8 protein-coding genes are annotated in these 12223 nt (G+C 71.9%); 2 read left to right on the top strand and 6 right to left on the bottom strand.

The features are described 5' to 3' along the window. The 3 genes from bcsA to ABS772_RS23200 all read right to left on the bottom strand — a co-directional run. Positions 1-2236 (bottom strand): UDP-forming cellulose synthase catalytic subunit (gene bcsA, locus ABS772_RS23190; RefSeq protein ID WP_350397046.1); only part of this gene is annotated, 2236 nt, incomplete at its 3' end. 327 nt (positions 2237-2563) lie between these two features. Next, positions 2564-3376: a cellulose biosynthesis protein BcsS gene (gene bcsS, locus ABS772_RS23195; protein WP_350397047.1), complete on the bottom strand. Its 813-nt coding sequence runs from the start codon at positions 3374-3376 to the stop codon at positions 2564-2566. 198 nt (positions 3377-3574) lie between these two features. Continuing rightward, complete coding sequence (locus tag ABS772_RS23200; protein ID WP_350397048.1) at positions 3575-6004, bottom strand: response regulator; 2430 nt, start codon at positions 6002-6004, stop codon at positions 3575-3577. A 412-nt stretch (positions 6005-6416) separates the two neighbouring features. On the opposite strand from ABS772_RS23200, the gene ABS772_RS23205 reads away from it, so the two are divergent. Together ABS772_RS23205 and ABS772_RS23210 are read left to right on the top strand one after the other, a co-directional pair. Beyond that, on the top strand, positions 6417-7994 hold the full coding sequence (locus tag ABS772_RS23205; protein ID WP_350397049.1) for an amidase: 1578 nt from the start codon (positions 6417-6419) through the stop codon (positions 7992-7994). Positions 7995-8156: 162 nt separating this feature from the next. Then, positions 8157-8909: a DeoR/GlpR family DNA-binding transcription regulator gene (locus ABS772_RS23210; RefSeq protein WP_350397050.1), complete on the top strand. Its 753-nt coding sequence runs from the start codon at positions 8157-8159 to the stop codon at positions 8907-8909. 231 nt (positions 8910-9140) lie between these two features. Here the strand turns inward: ABS772_RS23210 and cydX are convergent, their stop codons facing one another. The 3 genes from cydX to ABS772_RS23225 all read right to left on the bottom strand — a co-directional run bounded on the left by cydX (position 9141) and on the right by ABS772_RS23225 (position 12135). Continuing rightward, positions 9141-9272: a cytochrome bd-I oxidase subunit CydX gene (gene cydX, locus ABS772_RS23215; protein ID WP_012453227.1), complete on the bottom strand. Its 132-nt coding sequence runs from the start codon at positions 9270-9272 to the stop codon at positions 9141-9143. Between the two features lie 53 nt (positions 9273-9325). After that, positions 9326-10480: a cytochrome d ubiquinol oxidase subunit II gene (gene cydB, locus ABS772_RS23220; RefSeq protein ID WP_350397051.1), complete on the bottom strand. Its 1155-nt coding sequence runs from the start codon at positions 10478-10480 to the stop codon at positions 9326-9328. A 71-nt stretch (positions 10481-10551) separates the two neighbouring features. Continuing rightward, a complete protein-coding gene (locus tag ABS772_RS23225; RefSeq protein WP_350397053.1) occupies positions 10552-12135 on the bottom strand; it encodes a cytochrome ubiquinol oxidase subunit I in 1584 nt (527 codons plus the stop codon). Positions 12136-12223: the final 88 nt, after the last annotated feature.

Genomic DNA, 12223 nt, shown 5'->3' on the forward strand with positions numbered 1-12223 from the left:
CCGGCGCCGCGGCGGGCAGCAGCGGCTCGGGCAGGTTCGCCCCGGTCGGGGCCTGTTCCGGCGCGTCGTAGATCGGCGAGGTCCCGTCGAGCACGGGAGCCGCGGCCGGGCGCGCGTCGGCGGTGAGCGCGTAGCGCGCGGCGCGCACCGGCTCGGAGAGGCCCCACCAGATGAATTGCAGCGTGCCGGCGAGGATGTCCTTGTGGCGCCGACGGCGCATCTGGAAGCGGCGCATCGCCTCCGCGTCGCCGTACATCAGGCCGGCCAGGGCCACGTAGTCCTGCGGGCGCAGGCGGCCGAAGCTCAGGCGGGCGAAGGCCTCGTCCTTGGCGCGCTCGATCCCCTCCAGGGTGACCGGTAGGGCGCCGGCCGGGCGCGCGCCCGCCACCGGCACGACGGTGAGCGCGCCGGTCAGCGCGCGGTGTCCGACCCCCGCCGGCAGCAGGGCGGCGGGCAGGCGCACGGTGCAGGCCTCCGCCGAGACGCGCTCGATCGCGACGTCGATCGCCCGGCCCCCCAGCGTGATCTGGCCGCGCCGGTCGATGGCGAGGGAGGGCGTGCGCTCCAGCTGGCGGCGCTCGGCGCAGACCCCGAGCGCCGCGCCCGCGGTCAGCAGGTTGAAGAAGTTCCACAGGCCGACCACCAGCATCAGGTTGGTCACGCCCGGCTCGAACAGGTAGCGCCACGTCGCCACCGCGCAGCCCGCCGCGAGCAGCAAGTAGACGGCGAAGAAGGGAAGCGAGGCCGACGAGAGATGGTTGTGGTCGAGGCTGACGCCCTTGTCGGTGACGTTGAAGGTGGGCTTGCGCGGCGACCAGATCACCGAGACGATCGCCTTCGACAGGTAGAGGCCTTGAACGTACTCGTAGAGCTCCGAGACGAAGGGCCAGCGGAACTTGCCGTAGACGTAGTTCTGCATCATCAGGTTGATGACGATGTAGGTCGCCGTGTAGGCGATCGACTCATCGACGCTGGCGACGAAGATCTTCAGGTCGAAGAAGATGTGCAGCAGCGGCGCGAACATGAAGATCAGCCGCGGCACCGGGAAGAACCAGAACGTCATGCTGGAGAGGTAGGCGATCTTCTGGATCGGCTTGAGCCCCCGCTGCAGCGCGGGGTTCTTCAGGAGCAGGATCTGGAACATGCCCTGGCACCAGCGTGAGCGCTGGCCGATGAAGGCCGTGAGCGTCTCGGGCTGGAGGCCGGCGATCAGGGGCTTGTCGACGTAGGCGCTGGTCCAGCCGCGGGAATGCAGCTCGAACGCCGTCTCGCAATCCTCGGTGATGGTGATGCCCGAGAACCCGCCGGCCTCGTCGAGGGCGGTGCGGCGCAGCAGGGCGGCGGAGCCGCAGAAGAACGAGCCGTTCCACTTGTCGAGCCCGCGCTGGGTCACCGCGTAGAACATCTCGTTCTCCGACGGCATCCGCTCGAAGGTCTTCAGGTTGCGCTCGATCGGATCGGGATTGAGGAAGGCGTGCGGGGTCTGGACGAGGAAGAGCTTCGGGTCCTGCGCGAAGTAGCCGATGGTCTCGCTCAGGAAGGAGCGGAACGGGACGTGGTCGGCATCGAGCACGACGACGATCTCGCCGGTGGCGAAGGCCAGCCCGTTGTTGAGGTTGCCCGCCTTGGCGTGCTCGTTGCGGGCGCGGGTGAGGTAGCGGCAGCCGAGCTGCTCGGCGAGGGCGGTCAGGTCGCGCCGCCGCTCGCGCGCGGCCCGCGCCTTCTCGGGGTTCGGGTCGGCGCATTTCTGGTCCGACCCGCCGTCGTCGAGGAGCCAGACGGTGAGCTTGTCGGGCGGGTAGTTGATCTGGCGCGCGGCGGCCAGCGTCATCGCCAGGATGGCGGCGTCCTCGTTGTAGCTCGGCACGAAGACGTCGACGGTGGGCAGGTCGGCCGCGCGCGCCGCCGGGGGCGGCGGCCGCCTGAGCGGGTCGGCGTTGATGATCAGGCTGACGAACAGAATGAAGACGCAGTACAATTCGCCCAGCAGCAGCAGCAGGCCGAAGCCGAAGCTGACCGGATCGCCCGGCGAGGGCAGCGTGTCGGTGACCCGCCACAGGATGTAGCGGAGCACCACGAGGCTCCCGAGCGCCAGGAAGACGAAGCGGGTGCGCGGCCCGTCGAGGAACAGCCACAGCACGATCATCGCCGCCATGGCGGCCAGGCTCATGGCGAGCTGGTTCTGTGTCCCGACGGGCTGGCTCAGCAGGATGAGGCCGGCAACCGTCGTTCCCATCCACGCCAGCCACCGCAGCGCACGTATCACACTCGCCACCCCTGCGTTGTGGACGGGTCCACCATGGAAATGCGACGATTTCCGGATGCGTTCACGAGTCGGCCGCCCCACTCTGCGAATAGGGTTGATTTTGCGCTCGAGGGCGTCGCGTCATCCGTAGAAAAATATGCCGGCGGGCGAAAGGACCTTTGCGCCCGCAAATTGCAATACGGAGGAATGTCTTCCTGATGCGGAGATCAAGTCTCGCCGGGACCGGCAGTACTTCGCGCTCACACGGAGGGGCAAGGCGGCGGATTGTCCGGAGCCGTTCGAAGCGTGATCCGGCTCTCAGAAATTCGCCCGCGCCTCGATGCTCGAATAATAGCCCGTCCCCTGTACCCGATCCCGCACGTAGCCGACCGCGAGCGACATCTGGACGGGGCCGAAGCTCAGGCCCGACAGGTGGGCGCCGACGCGGTACTGGCGGAAGAAGTCGTCGCCGAGGAACAGGGCCTCCGGGCCGATATAGACGCCGTCGGCGACCATGTAGCCGACGCGGAAGCGGGAGTAGTAGGCGTTGAACTTGGTCGAGTAGGAGCCGTAGGCCGAGACCATGGTCCGGTCGGTCGGCGTCGCGTAGAAGTTTCCGGCGACCTTCAGGCCGACGCCGGTGCCGACGACCGGGTTTCCGGGGTCGGGGATCGAGAGCTGGTTGCTGCGGACGTTGAAGCCGACATAGCCGGCGAGCGCCGCGTCCCGCCAGATCCACTCGTAGCCGGCGAGCAGCGAGCCCTCCTGCTGATAGCCGGTGACCCGCGCGCCGACGGCCTGCCCCGGATAGGCGTAGGTGCCGGCGACGCCCTCGACGCGCACGCGGGCGCCGCTCACCGTCGGCGGGCTGCCGAGCGCCGTCGTGACGGTGACGGAGCCGAAGGCCGAGGAGTTGGAGGTGATGCTGGTCGAACCGTCGACGGCCACCGCCCAGCTGTCGTCCACCGCCTGGGCCTGCGCGCCGGTGTACCAGTCGACGCTGGCCGCCGCGGGGGCCGGGGCGGGCAGGTCGGCGGCACGGGCCGGGGCGGCGAACACGGCCGCGAGGCCGCAGGCGAGAACACAGATGATCCCGGGAGTCCGTTGATGGTTGCGAGAAACCACAGCCATTCGATCCTCGGATACGCACACGCTACGCACCGATTTATCGGGGTCCAGGGTTAACAGGAGCCTCCCGAAAACGGAAAAAGCCTAGTTCATCTCGGCTGACATCTTGTCATGCGGCCTTCGCTCGCGATGACGGAGTGGGGAAGACCCCGGCGCGATCAACCGGAAGACCGCAACCGGCGTTCACGATGCCGCCCGGTCTCAGGCCGCCCGGACCTGCGGGGCCGCCGCGCTCAGCACCGCCGCGAGGTCGTCGGGCCGGAACGGCTTGTCGAGCTGCAGGAATTGCCGCGCCGCCGCCGGCAGGTGCCCGTGGGGGCTCGCCAGGATGATGCGGATGTCGGGATAGCGCTCGACCACCGTCGCGGCGAGCTGCAGGCCGGTCATCACCGGCATCGACTGGTCGGCCACCATGGCGTCGTAGGCCGCGCTCTCGCACAGGAGGGCCAGCGCGTGCTCGCCCGAGGCCGCCTGGACCACCTCGTGGCCGAGAGCGGCCAGCGCCTCGGCCACGCTCGCCCGGACGAGGCTGTCGCTCTCGACGAGGAGGACGCGGAGCGCGGGCTGCCACAGGGGCGGCTCCGCCGGCCGCCGCCCGCTGGCCTTCAGCCAGATCTCGGCGACGAAGGCGTCCTCGCCGGTGCCATCCGAGACGAGGCGCCAGCCAGCCTCGATCCCGGCGAGGAGCCGGGCCACGGTCTCCAGCGATTCGGGGCGCGCGGGACGCGCCGGCCGGCCGACCTCGTGCTGCCCGCTGGCGACGAGGAGGCGCACATGGAGGCCGGCCGACAGGCCGGACCCGGTCTCCGCCGCGCCCTCATCCTCGACGGCGCCGACCGCGAAGCCGCGAAGCCCGTGATCGCGGAAATGGAAGGCGAGGTTGAGCAGGACCACTTCGAGGATGCGCTCGGCGCAGCGCACCCGCGGCAGGTCGCCGGGGACGCGGTTGATGACCGGCACGTCGCGCAGCACGTTGGCCCCCATGAAGGCGAGCGCCGCCTCGACCGTCGTGCCGAGGTCGCACTCGGCGATTCCCTCGTCCTCGCCGCGCACGAGGCTGAGCATCCGCCGGGTGAGCGCCGCCCCGCGCTCGGCGCCCGAGAGCGCCGTGTCGACGAGGCGCGCCGGCTCCGGCGCCAGGCCGTGGCGGCGGCGCAGGGTGCCGAGATTGGCGGACACGACCGTCAGCACGTCGTTGAAATCGTGGACGATGCCGTCGGTCACGCGGCGCAGGACGACGTCGCGCCGCCGCTCGTTCAGCCCCTCGGGCGTCTCCGCGCCGCCGTCGCCGATCGCCCGGCTCAGGGCGTGGATGCGGCGGCCGTCCCCCGCCTCGCGCAGGAAGCGCACCAGCACCCGCCGCTCCGCCTCGGGAACGGGCTCGGCGGCGTCGGCGCGGGCGCGCAGCACCACGTCGTGCGGACCGTCCGCCCGGCGCGCCGCGTCGAGGGTGAGGTTGAGGAGGGCGTAGTCCTCCGGCTCGAACCACGCGGCGAGATCGGACAGGTCGGTGGCGTGGTCGGAGGCCGTCACCGTCCCGGCGCTGTCGGCATCCGACCAGACGACCCGGCGCGTCTCCGGGTCGATCTCCCAGCAGGTCCAGCCGGACATCGCCTCGAAGGTCTGGAGCCGGCCCTTGATCCGGTCGAGGCCGGTCCCCGCCAGCGCCAGGGCCGTCCCGGTGCTCCGGGAGCGGCCGGCGACCGCCTCGCTCAGCGCCGCGATCTCGCGCACCGGCGACGCGGCGGCCTCCTCCGGCCCGGCCTCGCCCGCGGCGAGGCGCTGCAGCGGCTGCGCGGCCCGCCCGCCCAGGGCGTAGCCGAGCGCGGCGGCGGCCCCCACCACGGCGAGCGCCAGCGCCAGCACGCGCCCGTCCGGGAGCGCACCCCTCGCCGCACCCGGCGGCGCGGCGGCGGTCACCACCCAGCCGGGCGAGCCGAGTTCGCGCCCGCCCTGAACCGGCACCGAGGCCGAGCGGTGCTCGCCCCAGGGCGCGGAGGCGGTGCCCGCGAGCACCCGCCCGTCGGCGCCTCTCACCGTGAAGGTGACCGTGTCGGGCAGATCGAGCGCCCGGCGCAGGCGCGGGCCGATCTCGAGGAAGGCGGGGCCGGCGCGAAGCTGGATCCGGTCGGCCCGGCCCGGCATCCCGAGGGACAGGATGACGTCGAAGGGCGCCGTCTCGTCGCCGTCGTTGGTGGCGATGACGATCTCGGCGTTGCGCGCCCGCGCGAACCAGGGCTGGCGGGCGACGCTGCCGCCGATCCGCCGCGGATCGGCGGCGGCCCGCACGCTCCCGTCCGGACCGATCAGGGCGGCATCCCCGTAGCGCGGGTTGAGCGCGAGCCAGTCCCGCAACAGGGCCGCGCGCTCGGCCTCGCCCAGGTCCGGATCGCCGGGACGCAGCAGCAGCGCGAGGGTCCGCGCATCCGCGACGCCGCCGTGCAGCTCCGCATCGACCGCCTCGGCGAAGGCCCGCGCGCCCGTCGCCGCGGCCCGCTGCGCCCCGTCCGCGGCCGGGCCGGCGCCGATCAGGGCGCTCCCGATCCAGGCGAGCAGAAGCGCCGCCGCCGCGATCAGGGCGAGCTGGGCCGCGTTCAGCACCTTGAGCGAGATCCGGATGGAATCCAGCATACGGGGGCTCCGCCGGCCCAGCCGGCCGGCCGCAGGGGACCGGGATTGGCATGCCTGCCCTATAGGGGAGGGCGGTTTACGCTTAAGGGCCGGTTAACGCGGGCCGCATTCGCCGCCGCCCGCCGAGGCGCTCCGTCGGGCGGACCGCGCCGCGCGCGGCTCCGCGCGCGAAAAAAGCGTCCGCTCGGCCGGCCGTGCCCCGAATCGGGCGACGCCCCGGCCGAGCCCGTTCCGAGGGATTTGTGGGTTTTGTGGCATGGCCCTTGCCAGAAGGCTCGCGCCGGCCGTGAGAACCGGTGACGGCGAGCACGCGAGTCCCCGCTCAAGCCCCCGCGCGGACGATCCGCGTGAGCGATTCCAACGGGACGGAATCGGCCTCGCCGTCTTCAAAGTTGCGGAGCGCGAGATCGAGATGAACGCATTGGCCCTTTCCGTCACCCCCGAGGCGACCGAGGACGCCCTGGCGGCGCAGTTGATCGAGATGACGGTCGAGGATTGCCAGCGCGCCTTTGCCGAGGGCCGCGTCACCGCCGAGGCGCTGGCGGCGGCCTTCCTGGCACGGATCGAGACCTACAACCCGCGCTACAAGGCGCTGATCGTGATGAATCCGCGGGCACTCGACGACGCCCGCGCCATCGATGCCCGCCGCGCCGCGGGCGAGGAACTGGGGCCGCTCGCCGGGGTGCCGGTCGTCATCAAGGACACGATGGACATGGCCGGCCTGCCGAGCACCGGCGGCTGGCACTTCCTCAGCGCCGAGGCCGGCGGCGTCGACCTGATCCCGGCGACCGACGCGCCGGTGACGGCGCGGATGCGCGCGGCCGGCTGCGTCATCCTCGGCAAGACCAACGTGCCGGTGCTGAGCCATACCGGCAGCCACGCCAACGACAGCTGGGCCGGCCCCACCCTCAACCCGGCGGCGCCCGACCGCATCCCCGGCGGGTCGAGCGCCGGCACCGCCACGGCGGTGGCCGCGAGCCTCGCCGTGCTGGGGCTCGCCGAGGAGACCGGCGGCTCGATCCAGAACCCGGCCTCGGCGCAGGGCCTGGTCGGCATCAAGCCGAGCTTCGGCCTCGTGCCGAATGCCGGCGTGATGCCGCTCGCCGGCAGCACCCGCGACGTGGTCGGGCCGATCGCCCGCTGCGTGCGCGACGCCGCGCTCACCCTCGACGCGCTCGCCGGCTACACCGCCGCCGACCCCAAGACCGTGGCCGGCATCGGCAAGCGCCCGGCCGGAGGCTACGCGGCGGGCCTCGACGCGGGCGCGCTGGCGGGCAAGCGCCTCGGCCTCTACGGACCCGGCTGGCGCGACCTGCCGCTCTCGGAGGAGGCCACCGCCCTCTACGCCCGCGCGCAAGCCGAGCTCGAAGCGGCCGGCGCCACCGTGGTGGCCGATCCCTTCTCCGGCACGGGCTTCGCCTCCATCGCCGAGCCGACGCCGGGCCTCGTCTACTTCGACGCCCGCGGCTTCGAATCCGCGCCCTACGACCTCCAGCTCTACCTGGAACGGATGGGGCCGGACGTGGCGCTCCGCAGCTTCGCCGCGTTCAGTGAGGCCACCAAGGCCGAGGACGCCTTCGCGCCCGGCGGCGTGCTGCACCCGATCACCAACCTGCGCGGGCTCGCCGCCTGCCTCGCCGACCCGGCGAGCCCGCCCGACCTCTCGGACTTCCTCGCCGCCCGCGAGGCCTATCTCGCCCTGTTCGATCGGGTGATGGCGGCGCACGAACTCGACGCCCTGGTCTTCCCGCAGATGCGGGCGGAGCTGCCGCCGCTGCACGGGCCGGGCACGCTGCTGGAGACCACGGTCTGCGAGATCAACATCGCCGGCCTGCCGGGGGTGACGCTGCCGGCGGGCGCCTACGCCTCCGGCTCGCCGTTCAACCTGATCTTCGTCGGCCGGATGTGGAGCGAGGGCGACCTCCTCGCCTACGCCTACGCCTACGAGCAGGCGACGCATCACCGCCGCGCCCCGGCCCTCGACGCCTGATCCCTCGCCATCGGAACGAGAGCCCGCCCGGCCCTTGCCGGGCGGGCTTTCAGTGGAGGGCGTGCATGGGGTGGTTCTCGCGCCCTGTGCACGTCTTGGAAATTGTACGCGACCGGTCCGTGTCCGCGGCGCTATCCTGAGCGCAAAGGGGACAGGGCCGGGATGCTGACCGATCATCGCCACGAGGAGATCCTCTCGCAGCTCGCGCAGACCGGGCGCGTCGGCGTCACCAGCATCGCCGCCGCCCTGGCGGTCTCCGACGAGACGATCCGGCGCGACCTGAAGATGCTGGAGGAGCGCGGGCTGCTGCGGCGCATCCACGGCGGCGCGGTTCGGCCGCGCCTCGATCAGGAGCGGCCGCTCACCGAGCGCAGCGGGCTCAACAGCCGCGAGAAGGGCCGCGTCGCCGCGCTGGCCGAGGGTCTGGTCGAGGACGGCATGTCGATCTTCATCGACACCGGAACCACCACGCTGGCGCTGGCCCGGCGGCTCACCACCCGCAAGCTCACGGTGACGACGAATTCGATCGACCTCGCGCTGCTGCTCGCCGACAGCCCGGCGCGGGTGAACCTGACGCCGGGCCGGCTGCGGCCGAACGACAACGCGCTGGTCGGCTACGACACCGTCGACTACGCGAGGCGCCACTTCTTCGACCTCGCGATCATGGGCATCGCCGCCTGCGACCTCGCCCAGGGCTGGATGGACTACGAGGAGCACGAATCCGTCCTGCGGCGGGCGCTGCGGGGCCAGACGCGGCGGGCGGTGCTGCTGGCCGATTCCCGCAAGTTCGGGCGCCAGGCCAACCTCCAGACCTTCGACCTCGCCGCGCCGCTCACCGTGGTGACCGACCGGCCGCCGCCCGAGCCCTTCGCCGACCGCCTCAGGCGGCACGACATCGATCTGATCTGCGGCTGAGGGCCATTTCGTCTGAGGTGTTCTGGCACGCTCCCCGCCCCTCATGCTGAGGCGCCGAGCGGCAGCTCGGCCTCGAAGCACGCCCGAACGGTCGATTCCAGGGCACCGGTCTGTCGGGAGAGGCGTCGCGGCGTGCTTCGAGGCTCGCGTGCCGCGAGCGCCTCAGCATGAGGATCGTGGTGATCGCCGGAACGGATCGGTCACACCGGCTCCGAGACCGGTCACGACGCCTCACGGGGTCGGCAGCGTCGGCGTGACCTCAGGCGGGGTTTCGCGCACGGCGCGCAACTCGTACCAGAGGGCGTTGAGCACGCCGACCGCGGCGGCCAGTCCGAGGCCGAGGATCCAGGCGAAATACCACATCGTCGCGATTCCCGAGGCGAGAGGAGGCCCCAGCGGCGCCGGGGCCGGGAGCGTCAGTAGGCGGCCGAGCCGGGGGCGGTGACGTCGCGGTCCGAGACCTTGCCCCACAGCACCCGGTAGACCCAGGCGGTGTAGGCGAGGATGATCGGCAGGAAGATCACCGTCGCGATCAGCATGTTGCGCAGGGTCGCCCGGCTGGAGGAGGCGTCGAACACGGTGAGCGCGTGGCCCGGATGCGTGCTCGAGGGCAGGATCACGGGGAACATCGACAGGCCGACGGTGGCGATGATGCAGGCGATGCCGAGGCTGGAGGCCAGGAAGGTCAGCCCCTCGTGCCGGGCGCGGAAGCCCAGAGCCGCGAGCAGCGGGCCGAGGATGCCGAGGAGCGGTACCAGGGCGAGCGCCGGAGAGGCCCGGAAGTTGGCGAGCCACGCGCCCGCATCCGCCACGACCTCCTTGGTCAGCGGGTTGGACGGGCCGTCGCCGGGCAGCGGCGTCACCACCCGGTAGCCGCCGAAGGCCCCGGCCCAGACGAGGAGGCCGCCGAGGGCGAACAGGGCGGCGGTGGCGAGCGCTGCCTTCAGCCCGATGGCGCGGGCGCGCTCGGCGACGGGTCCCTCGGCCTTGAAGGCGAGCCACGCCGCGCCGTGCGCCACCAGCATCGCCAGGGAGACGAGGCCGCAGAGCAGCGCCAGCGGGTTGAGCAGGCCCAGCAGGCCGCCGCCGTAGATCGGGCGAAGGTCGCCGGTGAAGTGGAAGGGCACGCCCTGGAGCACGTTGCCGACGGCGACGCCGAAGATCAGGGCCGGCACCGCGCCGCCGACGAACAGCGCCCAGTCCCAGCGCGCGCGCCAGGCCGCGCCCTCCCGCTTGGAGCGGTACTTGAACGCCACCGGCCGCAGGATCAGGGCGAGCAGCACCAGGAACATGGCGAGGTAGAAGCCGGAGAAGCTCAGCGCGTAGAGCGCCGGCCACGCGGCGAAGATCGCGCCGCCGCCGAGCACCAGCCAGACCTGGTTGCCTTCCCAGGTGGCGGAGACGGTGTGGATCGCGACCCGCCGCTCGACGTCGGTGCAGCCGACGAAGGGCAGCAGGGCGCCGACGCCGAGATCGAAGCCGTCGGTGAGGGCGAAGCCGATCAGCAGCACGCCGAGCAGCACCCACCAGATCAGGCGGAGACTTTCGTAGTCCGAGAGAAGGGCGAGCATGGACAGGAACTCCTCGGGGGAGGGGCCGGCGCGACGGCGAGGGCCGCCGGCGCCGGAGGGAGAGGGGAGGGCTACTCGGCGGCGACGAGGCCGGCATCGGTCCGGCGCCCGCCGGGGAAGAGGGCGGCCGGGTCCTCGGCGAGCGTCTCGGGTCCCTTGGCGATGGCCCGCAGCATCAGCTGCACCTCGATCACCGCGAGCACGCCGTAGACCAGGGTGAAGCCGACGATGGTGGTGACGAGCGAGGCCACCCCGAGTTCGGAGGTCGCGAGCGCCGTCGGCAGCACGCCCTCGATGATCCAGGGCTGGCGGCCGAACTCGGCGACGAACCAGCCGAACTCGATCGCGATCCAGGGCAGCGGCAGGGCCAGCAGCGCGGCCCGGAACAGCCAGCGCGGCGCCTCGGCCTCGCGGGCCGTGTACCAGAGCGCGGCCCCGAACAGGGCGATCAGGAGGAAGCCGCAGGCCACCATCGCCCGGAAGGTGAAGAACAGCGAGGGCACGTGCGGCACGGTGGACCACGCCGCCCGGTCGATATCCGCGTCGGTCGCCTTCAGCGGGTCGCCGATCAGCGGCTTGAGGAGCTGCGCGTAGCCGAGATCCTGCTGCGTCCGGGCGAACTCTTCGCGGGCCGCCGCATCCGTGCGGTCGGCCTTGATCCGCTCCAGCGCGGCGTAGGCGACGAGGCCGTTGCGGATCCGGTCCTTGGCATGCGCGACGAGTTCGGTGATCCCGGGGATCTCGGTCGTCAGCGAGCGGGTGCCGATCAGGCCCATCGCGTAGGGGATGTGGAGCGCGTAGCGGGTGGTGCGGCTCTCCAGATCCGGGATGCCGACAGCGGTGAAGGCGGCGGGCGCGGCTTCCGTGTGCCACATCGCCTCCATGGCGGCGAGCTTCATCTTCTGGTGGTCGGTGACGGCGTAGCCGCTCTCGTCGCCCAGCACGACGACGCTCAGCGCCGAGGCCAGCCCGAAGGCCGCCGCGATGGTGAAGGAGCGCTTGGCGAGTTCGAGGTGCCGGCCCCGCAGGATGTAGAAGGCCGAGACGCCGAGCACGAACACCGCGCCGCAGACATAGCCGGCCGAGACCGTGTGGACGAACTTCGCCTGCGCCACCGGATTGAGGATCACGGCGGCGAAGTCGGTCACCTCCATGCGCATCGTGTCGGGGTTGAAGGCGGAGCCGACCGGGTTCTGCATCCAGCCGTTGGCGATCAGGATCCAGAGCGCCGAAAAATTCGTGCCGAGCGCCATCAGCCACGTGACGACGCAGTGGGTCAGCGCCGTGAGCTTGTCCCAGCCGAAGAAGAACAGCCCGACGAAGGTCGCCTCGAGGAAGAAGGCCATCAGGCCCTCGATGGCGAGCGGCGCACCGAACACGTCGCCGACATAGTGCGAGTAGTAGGCCCAGTTCATGCCGAACTGGAACTCCATGGTCAGGCCGGTGGCGACGCCCAGCGCGAAGTTGATCCCGAACAGGAGGCCCCAGAACTTGGTCATGTCGCGCCAGATCTTGCGGCGCGTCATGACGTAGACCGTCTCCATCATGGCCACGAGGATCGAGAGTCCGAGCGTCAGCGGCACGAACAGGAAGTGGTACATCGCCGTCAGCGCGAATTGCAGGCGCGACAGATCGACGAGCAGCGGATCGGTCATGGGAGGCTCCTTGTCCGATCCTGCCTCTCGCGCCGCCGCGCCGCCGCGGCCTTGACGCAGATCAAAGCCGCCCCGGCGGCTTGAGCCG

The sequence above is a fragment of the Methylorubrum podarium genome (genome assembly GCF_040270385.1).
Classification (GTDB): domain Bacteria; phylum Pseudomonadota; class Alphaproteobacteria; order Rhizobiales; family Beijerinckiaceae; genus Methylobacterium; species Methylobacterium podarium.